18 protein-coding genes are annotated in these 15,492 nt (G+C 69.8%); 9 read left to right on the forward strand and 9 right to left on the reverse strand.

Annotation, left to right across the window (positions count from 1 at the left end; genetic code table 11):
* The first annotated feature begins 55 nt into the window (after nt 1–55).
* From AOK17_RS15850 to AOK17_RS15860, 3 genes are read left to right on the forward strand one after another with little or no spacing between them, the layout of a single operon-like run.
* Nucleotides 56–1,051, forward strand: a complete 996-nt coding sequence (locus tag AOK17_RS15850; RefSeq protein ID WP_055613105.1) for an ABC transporter ATP-binding protein — start codon at nt 56–58, stop codon at nt 1,049–1,051.
* A gap of 2 nt (nt 1,052–1,053) precedes the next feature.
* Nucleotides 1,054–1,857 carry an ABC-2 family transporter protein gene (locus AOK17_RS15855; protein WP_055613106.1) on the forward strand — a complete coding sequence of 268 codons (804 nt, stop codon included), beginning with the start codon at nt 1,054–1,056 and terminating at the stop codon, nt 1,855–1,857.
* A gap of 1 nt (nt 1,858) precedes the next feature.
* Nucleotides 1,859–2,659 (forward strand): ABC transporter permease, encoded by an 801-nt coding sequence (locus AOK17_RS15860; protein ID WP_055613107.1) that lies wholly within the window; start codon nt 1,859–1,861, stop codon nt 2,657–2,659.
* Between the two features lie 125 nt (nt 2,660–2,784).
* Here AOK17_RS15860 and AOK17_RS15865 read toward each other — a convergent pair whose 3' ends face one another.
* Entirely contained in the window at nt 2,785–3,171 is a 387-nt protein-coding gene (locus AOK17_RS15865) for a peptidase inhibitor family I36 protein (protein ID WP_055613108.1), read from the reverse strand.
* Nucleotides 3,172–3,369: 198 nt separating this feature from the next.
* Between AOK17_RS15865 and AOK17_RS15870 the strand changes: the two genes are divergently transcribed.
* Nucleotides 3,370–3,753 (forward strand): hypothetical protein, encoded by a 384-nt coding sequence (locus AOK17_RS15870; protein WP_055613109.1) that lies wholly within the window; start codon nt 3,370–3,372, stop codon nt 3,751–3,753.
* A 29-nt stretch (nt 3,754–3,782) separates the two neighbouring features.
* Here AOK17_RS15870 and AOK17_RS15875 read toward each other — a convergent pair whose 3' ends face one another.
* Together AOK17_RS15875 and AOK17_RS15880 are read right to left on the reverse strand one after the other, a co-directional pair.
* Entirely contained in the window at nt 3,783–4,736 is a 954-nt protein-coding gene (locus tag AOK17_RS15875) for an AraC-like ligand-binding domain-containing protein (protein WP_063997231.1), read from the reverse strand.
* Between the two features lie 204 nt (nt 4,737–4,940).
* Entirely contained in the window at nt 4,941–5,381 is a 441-nt protein-coding gene (locus AOK17_RS15880; protein ID WP_055613111.1) for an ATP-binding protein, read from the reverse strand.
* 113 nt (nt 5,382–5,494) lie between these two features.
* Here AOK17_RS15880 and AOK17_RS15885 point away from each other — a divergent pair, with 113 nt between their 5' ends.
* Nucleotides 5,495–6,331: a helix-turn-helix domain-containing protein gene (locus AOK17_RS15885; RefSeq protein ID WP_055613138.1), complete on the forward strand. Its 837-nt coding sequence runs from the start codon at nt 5,495–5,497 to the stop codon at nt 6,329–6,331.
* The gene (locus AOK17_RS15890; protein WP_055613112.1) at nt 6,328–6,531 is read left to right on the forward strand and encodes a DUF397 domain-containing protein; all 204 of its coding nucleotides are present in this window, start codon (nt 6,328–6,330) and stop codon (nt 6,529–6,531) included. Before AOK17_RS15885 ends, AOK17_RS15890 begins: the two co-directional genes overlap by 4 nt.
* Here AOK17_RS15890 and AOK17_RS15895 read toward each other — a convergent pair.
* Complete coding sequence (locus AOK17_RS15895; protein ID WP_055613139.1) at nt 6,506–7,006, reverse strand: hypothetical protein; 501 nt, start codon at nt 7,004–7,006, stop codon at nt 6,506–6,508. The genes AOK17_RS15890 and AOK17_RS15895 overlap by 26 nt on opposite strands.
* Nucleotides 7,003–8,712, reverse strand: coding sequence for a PHP domain-containing protein (locus AOK17_RS15900; RefSeq protein ID WP_055613113.1), 1,710 nt, complete (start codon nt 8,710–8,712; stop codon nt 7,003–7,005). Before AOK17_RS15900 ends, AOK17_RS15895 begins: the two co-directional genes overlap by 4 nt.
* A 265-nt stretch (nt 8,713–8,977) precedes the next feature.
* Between AOK17_RS15900 and AOK17_RS15905 the strand changes: the two genes are divergently transcribed.
* Complete coding sequence (locus tag AOK17_RS15905; protein ID WP_055613114.1) at nt 8,978–10,303, forward strand: jacalin-like lectin; 1,326 nt, start codon at nt 8,978–8,980, stop codon at nt 10,301–10,303.
* Between the two features lie 126 nt (nt 10,304–10,429).
* Here AOK17_RS15905 and AOK17_RS15910 read toward each other — a convergent pair whose 3' ends face one another.
* From AOK17_RS15910 to AOK17_RS15920, 3 genes are all read right to left on the reverse strand, one after another.
* The gene (locus AOK17_RS15910; RefSeq protein ID WP_055613115.1) at nt 10,430–10,795 is read right to left on the reverse strand and encodes a hypothetical protein; all 366 of its coding nucleotides are present in this window, start codon (nt 10,793–10,795) and stop codon (nt 10,430–10,432) included.
* A gap of 84 nt (nt 10,796–10,879) precedes the next feature.
* Nucleotides 10,880–12,058, reverse strand: a complete 1,179-nt coding sequence (locus AOK17_RS15915) for a GDSL-type esterase/lipase family protein (protein ID WP_055613140.1) — start codon at nt 12,056–12,058, stop codon at nt 10,880–10,882.
* Between the two features lie 34 nt (nt 12,059–12,092).
* Nucleotides 12,093–12,662, reverse strand: a complete 570-nt coding sequence (locus AOK17_RS15920) for a TetR/AcrR family transcriptional regulator (RefSeq protein ID WP_055613116.1) — start codon at nt 12,660–12,662, stop codon at nt 12,093–12,095.
* Nucleotides 12,663–12,733: 71 nt separating this feature from the next.
* Between AOK17_RS15920 and AOK17_RS15925 the strand changes: the two genes are divergently transcribed.
* Complete coding sequence (locus AOK17_RS15925) at nt 12,734–13,225, forward strand: FBP domain-containing protein (RefSeq protein ID WP_055613117.1); 492 nt, start codon at nt 12,734–12,736, stop codon at nt 13,223–13,225.
* A gap of 102 nt (nt 13,226–13,327) precedes the next feature.
* Here the strand turns inward: AOK17_RS15925 and AOK17_RS15930 are convergent, their stop codons facing one another.
* Nucleotides 13,328–14,200 (reverse strand): helix-turn-helix domain-containing protein, encoded by an 873-nt coding sequence (locus AOK17_RS15930; RefSeq protein ID WP_055613118.1) that lies wholly within the window; start codon nt 14,198–14,200, stop codon nt 13,328–13,330.
* A gap of 228 nt (nt 14,201–14,428) precedes the next feature.
* Between AOK17_RS15930 and AOK17_RS15935 the strand changes: the two genes are divergently transcribed.
* Nucleotides 14,429–15,409: an alpha/beta hydrolase gene (locus tag AOK17_RS15935; RefSeq protein WP_055613119.1), complete on the forward strand. Its 981-nt coding sequence runs from the start codon at nt 14,429–14,431 to the stop codon at nt 15,407–15,409.
* The last annotated feature ends 83 nt before the right edge of the window (nt 15,410–15,492 follow it).

Raw genomic sequence — 15,492 nt, forward strand, 5'->3', positions numbered from 1 at the left:
TCCCCAGCCGGACGGCCGTGTTCGTGTGTCTCCCGCTCCCCCGGAGGTTCCCCGCGTGATCGGTTCCATCGAGGTCCGTGGCCTGTCCCGGACCTTCCACACCACCGTGCGCCGCCCCGGTTTCATGGGCGCCGTCAGGTCTCTCGTCAATCCGGAGCGGGTCGCCAAGGACGCCGTATCCGACATCACCTTCGACGTCGCCCCCGGCGAACTCCTCGCCCTGCTCGGGCCGAACGGCGCGGGCAAGTCCACCACCATCAAGATGCTCACCGGCATCCTCACCCCCACGTCCGGCGAGGCACGGGTCGCGGGCGTGGTCCCGTACCAGGAGCGCGAGCGCAACGCGCGCAACATCGGGGCCGTGTTCGGGCAGCGCACCCAGCTGTGGTGGGACCTTCCGGTGCGGGAGTCCTTCGCGATCCTGCGCGACATCTACGACGTTCCCGAGGACGAACACCGCACGCGGCTGCGGGAGTTCGACGAGCTGCTCGACCTGTCCTCCTTCTGGGACACCCGGGTGCGGCACCTCTCGCTCGGCCAGCGCGTGCGCTCCGACCTGGCCGCGGCGCTGCTGCACGATCCGCGGGTGGTGTTCCTCGACGAACCCACCATCGGCATGGACGTGGTGGTCAAGGAGCAGGTCCGTGAGTTCCTCCGGTACCAGGTGGAGGAGCGCGGGCGGACGGTGCTGCTCACCACGCACGACATGACGGAGGTCGAGCGGCTCGCCGAGCGGGTCGTCCTGATCAACCACGGGCGGCTCGTCCTGGACGGCACGCTGGACGAGATCCGGCGGAAGTTCGGCTCGACCTGGCAGGTGCGAGTCACCCTCGCCGACCCGCACACGCCCGTCGAGGCGCTGCCGGGGATGGTGCTGGTGCGGCGCGAAGGCCCGCAGGTGGTCTTCGGACCCGACGGGCCCACGGCTCCGGCCATGCACCAGGCGCTGAAGCAGGTCATCGAGCGGTACGAGGTCACCGACATCGCCCTGGACGAGGCCGACCTGGAGGACGTGATGCGTGCCGCGTACGTCCAGGCGGGGGGCGAGTGACCATGGCCGTCCTCCAGGGCTGGCGGGCCGCCCGCGTCACCCCGCTCGGCGAACTCCACACCCCGCCGCGCATGACCGCCGCGCTGCTCCGGCTCACCGTGCAGGTGGTGCTGGTCGCGTCCCTGTGGCACGGGCTGTACTCGGCCACCGGCACGACGGCCGGTCTGACCGAGGACCAGGCGGTCACGTATGCCGTGCTGGCCGTACTGGCCACCCGAATAAGGGAGTTGGACCAGTACGCGGGCCGGGACACCGTGCTCCAGCACATGCACTTCGGCACGATCATCTACTGGTACCTGCGCCCGCTCCCGCCCCAGCGCTACTACGCGCTGCGGGCGCTCGGCGAGCAGCTGTACGGGCTGGTGTGGGTGCTCGCCGGATACGTGATCTGTCTGGCCGCCGGGGTCGTGGACCCGCCCAAGTCGGCTGCCGTGGCAGGGGTGTTCGCGGTCAGCGCGTTCCTGGGGCAGTGGGTTCTCTACTACGTGATGCTCGCCATCGACCAGCTCTGCTTCTGGACGCTCCGCAACGGCGCGGCGATGCTGATCCTGATCTTCGCGCAGAACCTGCTGTCCGGGGTGTACGCGCCGCTGTGGTTCTTCCCGGACTGGTTCATCACCATGAGCGGCTTCCTGCCGTTCCAGGCGACGCTGAGCGTGCCGCTGTCGCTGTACGTCGGCCGCATCGAACTGTCCGACGCGGGCCCGCAGTTGGCCGTACAGGCCGCCTGGGTGGTGGCCCTCGCCCTGCTCACCCGGCTGCTGTGGCGGCGGGCCGCCCGGCGTGTGATCTCGCAGGGAGGCTGACATGTCGACCAAGGCTCTTCGCGTCGTCTGGCGCATCACCCGGCTCAACTTCCGTGCCCAGCTGGAGTATCGCTCCGAGTTCCTGATGATGATCGCGATCGGTGCGGTCTGGCAGGTGTCGGTGATCGTGTTCGCGACCGTGCTGCTCACCCGGTTCAGCGGGATGGGCGGCTGGGACAGCTCGGACGTCCTGCTGATCCCGGCCACGCGCATGCTGGCGCACGGGCTGTTCGTGCTGTTCCTGGGGCGCGTGCACGGTCTGGCGCGGCACATCCAGGAGGGGGTGATCGACACGTATCTGGTCCGCCCGATGCCGGTCTACCGCCAGCTGCAGCTGTCCTACTTCCCCACGAACGCGATCGGTGACCTGACCGTGGCGGCCGGTCTGATGGCGGGCGCCCTGAGCCGCAGCGACCTGGACTGGACGGCGACGCGGATCACGTACCTCGTCGTCTGCGTCCTCGGCGGAATGCTCCTGGAGGCGGCCATGTTCACGGCGGTCGCATGCGCCTCGCTGCGCTTCCCGGCCGCCGACTACTGGGGTCGCTGGCTGGAGGAACTGCTGGGCACGTTCGGCAGCTATCCGCTGAACGTGCTGCCCAAGGCGGTGGGCGGCTTCCTCACGTTCGGGCTGCCGCTGGCGTTCGTCGCGTACTTCCCGGCGGCGGTGCTGACCGGGCACGACACCGCTGTTCCGTACTGGCTGGCGGCCGTGTCACCCCTGCTCGGTGCGGCGGCCTATCTGGGGTCGCGGCTGTTGTGGAGGTGGAGTCTTCGGCACTACACGGGTGTGAACGGCTGACCGACCGCATTCAGCCCCGGTGTCCTGCCGTGGGTGACGCGGCCCCTGGCGGCCCTGGCACAGGCACCCCCGTGACCTGTGCAGAGGGCCGCCAGGGCCGCGTCGCCCGAGCGTCGGCGATCAGCTCAGCACTCGCCGCCCCACTCCGCGCTGTGCAGGGTGACGGGGCCCAGGAAGATGTCGACGTTGGGGTCGTTCGGGTAGTGCAGGCACCCCTGGAAGTTCCCGCCCGCCTGGGCGGTGAGGTTGAAGCGGATGTGGTCCGCGCCCGGGAAACGCACGCCGTTGTTGAGGATGTACATCCCGTGTTCCGAGTGCAGGTTGTACAGGTTCCCCTGCGACATCCACGTCGGCGCGCCCCACGCCACGTCGTTGTTCCAGACGCAGACGTATCCCCTGGGACAGTCCGCCGGAGCGGCCGACGCCGGTGGTGCCGAGGCCACACCCATGCCCGCCGTCATCAGCAGTGCCGCTACGCCCACGCCGGCCTTCTTGCGGAACCGTGCCTTCAAAGCTTCCTCCGTCTCAGTAACTGCCGGGCGGCTGTTGCCGTCCGGCCGCTTCCAAGTGGCCAAGCATTGCTCCTGTTCCAAGGCTCTGGTCCCTGACAGATGTCAGGGACCAGAGCCTCCCGGGTCTGCCTACAGTGCGGGGCGACGAGTACGGAACCAACCCGCAGTCCGACCCGCCACGGCATCGAAAGGAACGTCATGCGCAAGATGACCGCGGCACTCGCCGCCGCCGGAGCACTCGCCCTCACGATCACCACCGCCCAGAGCGCCGCAGCCGATGGGCACGGCCGCGGCTGGTACGGCGTGTGGGCGGACGGGGTCAACGTCCGCGACATCAACGAGGGCAACTGCATCCACTCGCCGAGCACCACCAACTGCCCCAGCGTCATCGGCCAGATCAACTCGTGGGACGAGGTGCTGGTGTACTGCCAGATCCCGGGCCAGACGGTCGGCGGCAACCCCTACTGGGTCATGGTCGCGCCGCGGGGCTGGGACAAGTACGGGATCATCTCCAGCTACTACGTCGAGAACAACACCAACTGGATCGACGGCGTGCCCGGCTCGAACGGCTGCGCGATCTAGGGCCTGCCACAGAGACGCTGGTTCCCGGGTCACCGCTCCCGTCGCAGGTCGCGGGCCGTCGTGCCGTACTGGGACTTGAGCGCGCGGGCCAGGTGGCGTGGGTCGTGGAGGCCCCAGCGGGCGGCGACGGCGGCTGTCGTACGGCCGTCCTGGGTGGGGTCAAGGAGGTCGCGGCGGATGCGGGCGAGGCGTTCGCCGCGGAGCCAGGCCGCGAAGGGGATGCCGGTGTGGCGGAAGAGGCGGTGGAGCTGGCGGGCCGAGATGCCGTGGGCCGCCGCGACCGAGTCGACGCACAGGGACGGGTCGGAGAGGTTCGCCAGTACGTAGACGCGGATGCGGTCGACCAGTTCGGTGGCCGTGTCCATCCGGCCCGGCTCGGTCTCCGTGAAGGCCGCCAGGAGGAGGGACACCAGGGCGTCTCCCGCGTGCGCTTGCGCCGGGCCCGCCAGTTCGTCGAGGTGGCTGCCGAGGCCCTGGAGGAACGTGGCGAGCACCGCCTGCGCACCGGAGTCGGCGGGCAGGCGACGAGCCGCCCGACCTGCCACGGTGTCGGCGTGCCGCCCCAGTTCGGCGCGCGAGATGCCGACGGCCATGACGTCACAGTCGTCGGCGACGGCTAATCGGTACGGGCGTGTCATGTCGAAGACCACGAAGTCGCCGCTGTGCGCACGGGATTGGGTGCCGCCCTGGTCCGCCGCGGCGGGCTCGGGAGACCTGTGCAGGGTGATCTTCAGCAGCTCGGGGTCGGTCGACGAGATCGCGCGCGCCGACCGCTGGACCAGATGCCCGGAGCCCCGGATCCGGGCCACCGCCGCCCGTCCGACGACCGCCGCGTCGATGTCGGCCCGGAACGCGCCCGCCTCAACCCCCGTACTGGTCAACGCTCTTGGTGCCGTCACCGCTAGTGGCGCGAGGACCGTGGACGCGGCCGTCTGTAACTCACCGACAGTGGCCTGGTGGACGTGTAAGGCGCCACCGCTCATCGAACCGCTCCCTGACTTGCCCGGGCATTTATCGGTATATCGATTGGCTCACTTGAGAGTTACCCGGTTTCCGGGCGCGAATCGGCGACGGGCCGGGCGGGAAGTGGAGACTCGCCACGCCTGCGCTTCCGTACCTTCTTCTTGGGGGAGCGACGTCGGCTGGGACCCTCACCACAGTTCCAGCCGGCTGCTCCACCACCGGCGTCACCGGCACGGCACCCGGACCTCCGCCCACACCACCTTGTACGTCCCGCCCAGGCACAGGTCCGTGCCCCACTTCTCGGCCAGCGCGGCCACGATCAGCAGCCCGCGCCCGCCCTCGTCCGACGGCTCCTGGGGCACGGGCCGCCGCTCGGTCCGCCCGTCGGCCACCTCCACGCGTACGAAGTCCTCGTCGTCCCGCAGTACCAGCCGGACGCGGAAGTCGCGGCCCCGCACCCGTCCGTGCCGCACCGCGTTGGCCGCGAGCTCGGCGACGACCAGGGTCACGGACTCGCTCGCCTCGCTGTCGTAGGCGAACCCCCACACGTCCATCCGGTTCGCGACCAGCCGCCGCGCCAGCCGGGCCCCTCGCGGCGTGCAGCTGAAGAGCTGCGTGAACGTACGTACGGTGTCGGGTACTTGGACCCGGATGTCTCCTTGCATGGGTCAACGGTCCCGGCCCGAGGGGCCGTCGACCAGCTCCGCCACTCGTACGCTGCGCGCCGTACGAGTTCACGCTGTGGACAGTACGGGTGACGTTCCGTGACCATGACGGAATGACCAACAGCACGACGAACGAGCCCGAGCCGTCGGACAGTTTGAAGACGTTCGGGCTGGTCCACAAGGCTTTCCGCAAGCGGGCGGGTCTGACGCAGGAGGAGTTCGCGCCGCTGGTGCGGTACCAGCCGTCGACGGTGGCATCGATCGAGCAGGGGCGACGCTTACCGCCACGGGTGTACGTGGAACGGGCGGAGGAGGTGCTGGACGCGTTCGGTGTGCTGCGGGCGGCTGCGAAATACGCTACGCGGGGCCCAGGGTTGGCGTCGTGGTTTCACAAGTGGGCGGACCTGGAAGAGCAGGCGATCAGCCTCTACACGTACGAATGCCGGGTGGTCCCAGGCTTGTTGCAGACAGACGCGTATGCACGAGCGGTGATGTGGAACGTGCCGCAACGGCCGACCGACGAGCAGGTCGAGCAGCGCGTCGCCGCGCGATTCGCGCGGCAGGAGCTGCTCAGCACGAGCCGGGAGCGACCCACGGCATTCAGCTTCATCGTCGAACAGGCAGTCCTGGAACGGCATACGGGCGGCGAGGAAGTGACACGGGAGCTGATCAACCACCTGCTTCAGGTGAATGCCCAGCACTGGAACGTCGAGATCCAGCTGATGCCACTTCGGCAACCGGTGCACGCGGGTCTCGACGGACCCGTGCGCTTGCTGGAGACCCCGGAGAACGAATGGCTCGCCTACGCAGAAGGCCAGAAGACCGGCCACCTCATCAGTGACCGACAAGCAATCAGCGTGCTCCAGCAGCGTTATGCCAAGATGCGCTCACAGGCTCTCACTCCAGACGACACGGTGAGCCTGCTCCAGCAACTGCGAGGGGCGCTATGAGCACCAGCACGACCGAACTTGCCTGGTTCAAAAGCAGTTACAGCGGCTCAGAGGGCGACGACTGCGTCGAAGTCGCCGCCTCCCCCGCCGCCATCCACGTCCGCGACTCCAAGAACAGCCGCGGGCCTCAGCTCGCCCTCTCCCCCGACGCCTGGGCGGGCTTCATCTCGTCGGTCAGTGGTCCGCGCAGCACGGCGTAGGGTCCGGGACCTCGAACGGGACCAGTACCCCTCCCACCGCGGGCATGAGAGTGAGGACGAGTTCGCCGTCCTGCCACTGCGGGCGGACGTGATCCCTCGTCACCACACTCTGGTCCGGCGGGGGTTCACCCGCCAACCCCAGTACCGTGACGCGGTCGATCGCGGAGCCGGACAGCAGCTCCGCGACCGTCACCGTGCCGGTCAGGGCGGCCGACCCGGGGTAGACGACGGCCCGGCCCACCTCGTCGGGCACGCCGGTCGTGACCTCGTACCCCTTCGCCGTGAGCGCGTTGGCAGCCTCGGGGGACGCCGTCGTGAACGACAGCACCACCCTCGGCCGCTCCCCGCGTACCAGGTGGGTACAGCCGAACTCGCCCTCTGAGAGGGCGAGTTCGGCTGCAAGCGCCAGCAGCAGGTGGTCGGCCGTACGCAGGTCGCGTACGTCGGTGTCGACCGTGATGACGTTCTGGTTCACGCGGGGAGGACCCACACGGGGTTCGAGTAGAACCACAGGTCGTTCCACGGGTCGGCGTCGCCGACGACGTCGATCGCGGGGCCCGCGGGGTCGACGGCCGCACCGCGCGAGCCGACGGCGGACCGCTTGCCGTCGGAGCCGCGCAGACGGACGTACAGCGGGCGGTCGACGCGGCCGAGGGAGTACGTGATCCGGACGGTTCCGGTGGACTTGTTGACCTCGTACGACTTGACGACCTTCGCGGTCGGCGCGGTGAAGGTGTCCTTGTCCGCAACCGGGCCGGTGACGTCACCCTGGATGACGTCCACGCGGGCCAACTTGGGTGTGAAACCGGCCCAGTTGGGGCCGTCCGCGAGGGCGATGTCCACGGTCAGCGTGACGTTCGTGCCCTTCTTGACGTGGAGCGCGCCGCCGAGGGTGGCCCAGCGGCTGCCGCCGGAGAGGCGGACGTCGAGGCCGCTGAGGAGCTGGCCGTGGTCGACCCAGACGCGGCCGGCGCGGATGCCGTCCATGACGGCGCCGTACGAGAAGCCGTCGGAGCCGACGTGGGTGCGGCTGTACTGGCCGGGCCAGTAGTCGCCCTGGGTGATGTCGATCTTGCCGCCGTAGACCGGGTCGTCGTAACGGCCGTTGGCGTTGAAGTCGCCGCCGCCGCGCGCGGCCGTGTCCGCGTAGACCTGGTGCGAGTCGGAGTTGGCGCTGATCCACCAGGCCTTGCCCTCGGCGAGGAGGCTGTCCCACAGGCCGCCGACGGTGGCGGTCATCCAGTCGAAGCCGCCCCAGGTGCGGTAGCTCTCCGGCGGGTAACCGGCGAAGGAGTCGACGCTGGGGTTGTTGTCGTAGATGCCCCGGGCCCGGCCCATTCCGAGGGGCGCGGGCAGACCGGCCGCCTGGTGGCCGGGCGCGCCCTCGAAGCCGACGGCTATCTGGTGGCTCGCGGGCGTCGCGTCACGCCAGGCGCGGATCTCGTGCGGGGAGTCGACACCGCGACGCGCCGGGTGGTTGGCGAGCATCAGCGCGTCCTTGACCTTGCGGCGCTTCACCTGCTCACCGAGGAAGGCGAGACCCGCGATGGCGAGGGCCTCGTTGGCGGGCGAGGAACTGGACGCGTTCTTGACGCTGCCGTCGTAGTCGGTCTCGAACTGCTTGAGGACGGAGACCTCGTTCTTGCCGGGGTGCACGAAGACCGTGCCGTGCTCGGCCCCCGGGATGTTCCACTCCAGGCCCTGGAAGACGAGGGTGTCCTCGTGGGCGTCACGGGCCGCCTTGATGTCCGGGTTGACCTTGTCCACACCGATCTTGGCGTGCGTGGTGCTGCCGTGGTCGGTGATGACCAGCCAGTCCATGCCGTGCCTGGCGCCCTGGCGGACCTGGTCGACGACGCGGTACTTGCCGTCGCTGCTGTACTGCGTGTGGATGTGGTGGTCGCCGGCCAGCCAGAGGAAGCCCTTCTTTCTCCGGCCACCGGACGCAGGCTGGGCGGCGGCAGCCGTCCCGCTCGTCGCGCCGCCGAGGACTCCGGCGGTCGCAAGACCCGCACCGAGCAGACCCGCGCGGCGCAGCATGGAGCGGCGCGACCGCTGGTCGGGCGTCAGGGCCTCGTCGGGTACGGAGGTGTCGAAGGCGGCCGGAAGGCTCGTACCGCCCTCGTGAGCGTGGTCGTGGTCGTGGTGGTGCCCGTGTCCATGCCCGTGGCTGTGCCCCATGTCGGCCTCCCGTGTCGAGCGCCGCCGGTGCGGACGCGCGTATGGAGACTCGATGCGAAACATGAACTTTGGTCGACGCCACGGTGATCACAGGGCGACACCGACACGGCAGGTCGCCTCGTCTCCCACTGTTCCCCCAACTGCCCTTGTCCGTCACACTGGTTGACCTTGAACCTGAACAACATTCAAGTTCAAGGCTTTCAGGTTCCTCCGCTCGTCCCCCTCATCTCCCCCGCTGTTTCCTCCGACTGGAGACACCCCCACCATGAGAAGACTCATCGGCTCCCTGATGGCCGGCGCGCTGGCCTTCGCCGGGCTCACCGCCGCCGTCTCGACCCCCGCCGCTGCCGCCGCCCCCTCCTCCGGCACCTTCAACGTCCTCACGTACAACGTCGCGGGCCTTCCGGAGCTGCTCAGCTCCGGGAACCCGGAGGTGAACACCCCGCTGCTCGCCCCGCGTCTCGGGGCTTACGACATCGTGAACGTGCAGGAGGACTTCAACTACCACGCGGCGCTGTACGCGGGCGACAACCACCCGTATCGCACGGCGACGAGTGGCGGTGTGCCCTTCGGCGACGGGCTCAACACCCTCTCGGACTACACGTTCGACGACTTCGAGCGGGTGCAGTGGAACGACTGCACGGGCACCAACTGCCTTACACCCAAGGGCTTTTCGCTCGCGCGGGTCCGGCTGACCGAGGGCGTCTTCGTCGACCTCTACAACGTGCACACGAACGCGGACGACACGGACGAGGCCCACGCCGCCCGCCGCGCGAATGTCGCGCAGCTCTCCGCCTTCATCACCGCGAACTCCTCGGGCAACGCGGTGATCGTCATGGGCGACACCAACACCCGCTACACCCGCGCGGGCGACAACATCCGCCTGCTGTCGACCGCGAACGGTCTCACCGACGCGTGGGTCCAGCTGGTGCGCGGCGGCAACGCCCCGGCCCAGGGCAGCGACGCGATCGTCTGCCCCACCACCGCGCCCACGAACGCCTGCGAGGTCGTGGACAAGGTCCTCTACCGGGGCAGTGACCTCGTGAACCTCTCCGCGAGCCGCTACAACAACGAGTGGGCGAAGTTCCTGGACTCGGCGGGCGGCAACCTCTCCGACCACTTCCCGCACACCGTCGACTTCTCCTGGACGCTGCCGGCCGGCCTCCGGGCGAGCGACACGTTCGGCGGCCCGCACGGCACGGCCTTCAACGACGCGGACAACCTCCCGGCCACGCCCTCGCCGCGCACGCTGACACTGCGCGGTGCCTCCCGCCTGGACGCGGTGTCGCTCACGCTCGACGGCGGCACGTCCCTGACGCACGGCGGCACGGGCGGTACGGCCGCCTCGCTCACCCTCGCCACCGGTGAGCACCTCACCTCGGTCAAGCTCACCCGGGGCCAGAAGGACGGCCGGACCCGGGTCTTCTCGGCCGCCTTCACCACCGACAAGTCCCGTACGGTGACGGCCGGTTCGGCCACCTCCGACGCGGTGACCTACACGGCCCCGGCCGGCTGGCAGATCGTCGGCTTCACGGGCCGCTCGGGCGACGAGATCGACAAGCTGGGTGTGGTGTACGCGCCGATCGGCTGATCCCGTCGACGGCGACCCGCCCGACAGACATCCGCCCGGACAGGTGTTGTACTGCCTGTCCGGGCGGTTGTGTGTGCGGGCTGTTCGGGGGGCTCGGCCCAGAGGGCCCGGCTCGTGGTGGCCGGTTCAGATCCTCCAGCCCAGCAGAGGGATGCGCGCTCCGGTGAGCAGGCCCAGGAACATCACCAGGGAGAGGGCCAGGGCCACGGCGAGACGCACGACGATGACGTTGTCCAGGGCGGGGCGCAGCCCGGGCGGGGCGCCCCGGCCGAGGAGCCAGGTGACCGGGACCGAGCAGGCGAAGAGCAGGGCGAGCAGCTCGATCTGGTCGTCGCCGGCGGGCTGGACCGGGGCGCTGGAATCCAGGTCGTAGCCCTCGGCGTACATCGCGAAGGCGAGGATCTTCCAGCACAGGGCGCAGAAGAGCGTGGCGGCGGCTTCGACGGGGACGAGGCGCGCCCGGAGCCCTTCCGGGAGGTGTGACAGCAGCATGGTCTTTCGGGGACGTGGGGGATGTGAGGGGTGGCGGTGACGGCGGGGTCGGCCGGGTGTTCCGGTCGGGCCCCGCCTTTGTGGTCAGCCGGTCCCGGTGGCGAAGGGGCCGCCCTCGCCGAAGACGAGCCGTGCGAAGTTCTCGCCGATACGGCGGTGTCCCGCGGGATCGGGGTGGACCTCGTCGGGCAGCGGGAACTCGGCGTAGTCCTTCTCGCCGTAGAGGTCGCGGCCGTCGAGGTAGTGCAGGTTCGGGTCGTCGGCCGCCCGCTGTTCGACGACCCGGGCGAGTTCGTTGCGGATGACGTTGAGCGTCAGACGCCCGGCGGCGCGCTCGGCCGGATCTCCCGTGGCCTTGAACCGGAGGGTCCCGCCGTCGAGGTCGGGCGCGAGGGGGCCGGGGGTGTCCTCCTGGATCGGACACAGCACGGGGGACACGACCAGCAGCGGTGTGGTCGGATGCCCCTCGCGGATGGTGTCCAGGAACCCGTGGACCGCGGGGGTGAAGGCGCGCAGGCGCATCGCGTCGGCGTTGGCGACGTTGATGCCGATCTTGAGGCTGATCAGGTCCGCGGGGGTGTCCCGCATCGCACGCGCGGTGAACGGGTCGAGCAGCGCACTGCCGCCGAACCCCAGGTTGACCAGCTCCACCCCACCCCGACTTGCGGCCAGGGCAGGCCAAATGGCGGTCGGGTGGGCGGCGTTGGAACCATGGCTGATGGAACTGCCGTGGTGCAGCCACACCTTGCGGCCGTTGTCGGGCGCCGGCTCGACGGGGGCGTCGGTGCGCAGGGCGATCAGCTCGGTGACCTCCGTGTGCGGAAGCCAGATCTCGATGTCCTTGTCACCCGCGGGCAGTTCGGCGAACCGGGCCGTGCCGGCGGGCCCCTCGGTCAGCTCGGCGGACTGCGTGACCATGTCGACGATCGTGCGTACGTTGCCGCCGGCCACCGTGGCCTGCGCGGCGAGACGCCCGTCGACCAGCAGGTCGTACACGCCGTCCGCCGGGGCCGGGAAACCTCGGTAGACCCGCCTGGTGGGCAGCGTGTCCAGTTCGACGACGGTGGCCCGGGTGCGGAAGACCAGCCGCACGCCGGAGGGCTGGGCCTCGGCCACGGCGAGTCGGTCGTCCGGGATCTGGCGGCGGGCCCGGGCGGGCAGGCGGTGGGGCAGCAGGCCGTGCGGGGTCTGTTCCAGGTCCAGGAAGCCGCGCAGCATGTCCGCGGTGACGGGTGTGGTGATCCAGTCGTGTTCGGTGTTCATCGTCTCGCTCACTGTCTCGTTCGTTGCCTCAGCCTCAGGTTGTGGTCCAGGTGCGCAGCAGCGTGTCGAGGGAGTCCAGGGTCCAGGCCCAGGACTCCTGCGAGGGGACGGCGGTGTGGCTGAAGGCCCCGGCCATCTCCAGGCTCACGTAGCCGTGGAAGACGCTGCCCAGCATCCGGACCGCGTGCGTCTGGTCCGGCTCCGTCAGGTCGTAGCCGCGCAGGATCGCCCGCGTCATCTGCGAGTGCCGCACCGCGGCACTGGCGGCCGCAGTCTCGGGGTCGAGCCTGAGCCGGGCGGCGTCGTAGCGGCCAGGGTGCACCCGGGCGTAGTCGCGGTAGGCGTCCGCGAAGGCGGCCAAGGCGTCCTTGCCGGCCCGGCCGGCCACGGCGGCGGCGACCCGGTCGGCGAGTTCCTCCAGCGCGAGCAGGGCGATCCGGGTCTTGAGGTCGTGCGAGTTCCTCACGTGCGAGTACAGACTCGCGACCTTGACGTCGAACCGCCGGGCGAGCGCCGAGACGGTCACCTGGTCGAACCCGACCTCGTCGGCCAGCTCCGCCCCCGCCTGGGTCAGACGCTCCGTGGTCAGCCCCACTCGAACCATAACCATCCTCCCTCTTGCCGACAACCATTATGCATTTGCCTAATACCTTTAGGCAAATTAGCCTGGCTCTTATGAAGCCGCTGACCGAGCAAGAGATCCGTACCGCGTTCGTGAACTGCACCAAGGGCGAGTCGAAGCGCCTGTCCGTCCCCCGCGACCTGGCCGAACGGCCCTGGGACGAGCTGGACTTCCTCGGCTGGCGCGATCCCCAGGCCCCCGACCGCGCCTACCTCGCCACCGAGCTGGACGGCCGACCGGTGGCGCTCGCGCTGCGCGGCGCCGGCGCCGCTTCCTGGCAGACGCGGCGCAGCATGTGCTCGATATGCCTGACCACCCACACCGGTGGCGTATCGCTCCTCGTCGCCGCGAAGGCCGGCAAGGCGGGGCAGCAGGGCAACTCCGTGGGCGCCTACATGTGCAGCGACCTCGCCTGCCCGCTGTATGTGCGGGGCAGGAAGGACGCGGGCGTCGGCGCGCGGCTCCCCGAGTCGCTCACCCTGGAGGAGAAGATCGAGCGGACCGTCGCGAACCTCGGCGCGTTCATCGCCAAGGTCACCGCGTGAACCAGCCGGCGGTCACCGCGTGAAGCAGCCGACAGTCACCGCGTGAAGCAGCCGACAGTCACCGCGTGAAGCAGCGGGCGCCGGGCAAGGCCGACCCGGCGTCTAGTGGTCCGCCGCGGTTTGGCCGGCTGTCTGCGCGGCCCAGGAGGCGAGGATGCGCAGACGGTCGTGGCTGGGGGTGCCGGGCTCGGCGGTCAGGGTGATGAGCTGCTGGTCGGGATCGGCGGTGGAGGCGAGGAACGACCAGTCGAGGGTGAGCTCCCCCACGATCGGATGGTTCAGGACCTTCGTGCCCGTGCCCTGGACCGCGACGCGATGGGCACCCCACCATCGCCTGAAGTCGGGGTCCTGGAGCGACAGTTCGCCCACCAGCTCGACCAGCCGTGGATCCTGCGGGTCACGGGCGGCCTCCATGCGCAGCTGCGCCAGGCTCGTCTGTGCCACCCAGTCCCAGTCCGGGTACAGCGCCCTGATGGCCGGGTCGCGGAAGACCAGCCGTACGAAGTTGCGCCTGTTCTCGGGAATCCGCGCGAAGTCGGTGAACAGGGCGGCGGCCATGGGGTTCCAGGCGAGGATGTCCGTGCGCCGGCCCAGGACGACGGCCGGTGTGGTGGCCAGGTCGTCCAGCAGACGCCGTAGCTGCGGCTGGACCTTCTGCGTGGTCCGTCGGCGGGGCCGGGCCGCGTCCTTGCCCGACAGTTCGAACAGGTAGGCACGCTCGCTGTCGTCGAGCCGGAGAACACGCGCGAGGGTGTCCAACACCGGTTCGGAGGCCTGACGGCGGCCCTGTTCCAGGCGCGTGTAGTAGTCGGCGCTGATCGACGCCAGCAGGGCCACTTCCTCCCGGCGCAGCCCCTTGACCCTGCGCCTGCCGCCCGGCGAATCGGGCAGCCCGACCTGGGCCGGGCTCAGCTCCATGCGCCGCGCCTTGAGGAAGGCACCCAGCTCACTGTGGTGCGCGTTGCCGCTGCTCATAGGTACGAGTCTTACAGACGGCCTTGCCTGTGACAGGGGGCCTGACGTGTCCCAGGACAGGGCTGTCCGAGGACAGAAGTCGCCCCTTATCCGTCTGCGTACCGGGTGCGAGTGTCGATGACGTGACCGGCGGACGGGCATCCCCAAAGCCGTCACGGCAATTCGGCACCCGCACCCGCACTCGCACTCGCACTCGCACTCGCACTCGCACCCAGGAGACACAGGAACATGAAGGCCGACGTCACCTTCCCCAGCAACAACCTCACCCTCGCCGGGATTCTCTTCACTCCCGATCCTCCCGGTACTCCCGGTACTCCCGGTACTCCCGGTACTCCCGGTACTCCCGGTACTCCCGATGACCACGTCGGCGGCCGGTTGCCCGCCGTCGTCATCTCCCATCCCGGAGGCGGCGTGAAGGAGCAGAGCCCGAGCATCTACGCCGAGCGGCTGGCCGCTGCCGGGTTCGCCGCGCTCGTCTTCGACGCCGCCCACCAGGGCGAGAGCGAGGGCGAGCCGCGCGGTCTGGAGAACCCGTTCCAGCGGGCCGAGGACATCAAGTCCGCCGTGTCCTACCTGACCACCCGCGACGACATCGACCCGGACCGCATCGGGGCTCTGGGCATCTGCGCGTCCGGCGGTTACGTCCCCTACGCGGCGCAGACCGACCACCGCATCAGGAGCGTCGCCACGGTCAGCGCCACGGACATGGGCTCGGTGATCCGTGAGGGACTGGGCCGCACCCAGGACCCGGCGGTCCTCGCTGCCATGCTCGACCGGGCCGGTGCCCTGCGCACCGCGGAAGCGCGCGGTGCGGCCCCGCAGTTGGAGGCGTGGATTCCCGACAACGCCGAGGAGTTGCTGGAGACGGCCACCAGGCAGTTCCGGGAGACGTACGACTTCTACCGCACCCCGCGCGGCCACCACCCCCGCGCCATCCAGGGGTGGGTGCTGCGCAGCGTCGACCTGCTCGCCCAGTACGACTCGTACGCGCTGATCCGGCTCATCTCGCCCCGGCCCCTGCTGATGATCGCCGGTTCGGAGGCGGAGACCGCCTACTTCAGCCGGGAGGCGATCGAGAGGGCGGCCGAGCCCAAGGAACTGTTCGTCATCGACGGCGCGACCCACATCGACCTGTACGACAGGGACGAGTACGTCACCCCCGCCGTCGCCAGGCTCACCGAGTTCTTCGGCAAGCACCTGGCCGGCTGACCGCCCGCGATCCGAGACCGGGATCCAAGGCCTGGATCCGCCGCCTCCCTTGCTACCATCTCCAGGTTTCTGGCTAGAACCCT

The organism is Streptomyces phaeochromogenes (assembly GCF_001418655.1).
GTDB classification, from domain to species: domain Bacteria; phylum Actinomycetota; class Actinomycetes; order Streptomycetales; family Streptomycetaceae; genus Streptomyces; species Streptomyces phaeochromogenes.

Bases quoted from the DNA above. Each gene is read 5' to 3' on its own strand.
- AOK17_RS15935 (WP_055613119.1), top strand. From the start codon at position 14,429: ATGAAGGCCGACGTCACCTTCCCCAGCAACAACCTCACCCTCGCCGGG.
- AOK17_RS15925 (WP_055613117.1), top strand. From the start codon at position 12,734: ATGAAGCCGCTGACCGAGCAAGAGATCCGTACCGCGTTCGTGAACTGC.
- AOK17_RS15885 (WP_055613138.1), top strand. From the start codon at position 5,495: ATGACCAACAGCACGACGAACGAGCCCGAGCCGTCGGACAGTTTGAAG.
- AOK17_RS15890 (WP_055613112.1), top strand. From the start codon at position 6,328: ATGAGCACCAGCACGACCGAACTTGCCTGGTTCAAAAGCAGTTACAGC.
- AOK17_RS15875 (WP_063997231.1), bottom strand. From the start codon at position 4,736: ATGAGCGGTGGCGCCTTACACGTCCACCAGGCCACTGTCGGTGAGTTA.
- AOK17_RS15855 (WP_055613106.1), top strand. From the start codon at position 1,054: ATGGCCGTCCTCCAGGGCTGGCGGGCCGCCCGCGTCACCCCGCTCGGC.
- AOK17_RS15880 (WP_055613111.1), bottom strand. From the start codon at position 5,381: ATGCAAGGAGACATCCGGGTCCAAGTACCCGACACCGTACGTACGTTC.
- AOK17_RS15905 (WP_055613114.1), top strand. From the start codon at position 8,978: ATGAGAAGACTCATCGGCTCCCTGATGGCCGGCGCGCTGGCCTTCGCC.
- AOK17_RS15860 (WP_055613107.1), top strand. From the start codon at position 1,859: ATGTCGACCAAGGCTCTTCGCGTCGTCTGGCGCATCACCCGGCTCAAC.
- AOK17_RS15870 (WP_055613109.1), top strand. From the start codon at position 3,370: ATGCGCAAGATGACCGCGGCACTCGCCGCCGCCGGAGCACTCGCCCTC.
- AOK17_RS15915 (WP_055613140.1), bottom strand. From the start codon at position 12,058: ATGAACACCGAACACGACTGGATCACCACACCCGTCACCGCGGACATG.
- AOK17_RS15920 (WP_055613116.1), bottom strand. From the start codon at position 12,662: ATGGTTCGAGTGGGGCTGACCACGGAGCGTCTGACCCAGGCGGGGGCG.
- AOK17_RS15900 (WP_055613113.1), bottom strand. From the start codon at position 8,712: ATGGGGCACAGCCACGGGCATGGACACGGGCACCACCACGACCACGAC.
- AOK17_RS15910 (WP_055613115.1), bottom strand. From the start codon at position 10,795: ATGCTGCTGTCACACCTCCCGGAAGGGCTCCGGGCGCGCCTCGTCCCC.
- AOK17_RS15930 (WP_055613118.1), bottom strand. From the start codon at position 14,200: ATGAGCAGCGGCAACGCGCACCACAGTGAGCTGGGTGCCTTCCTCAAG.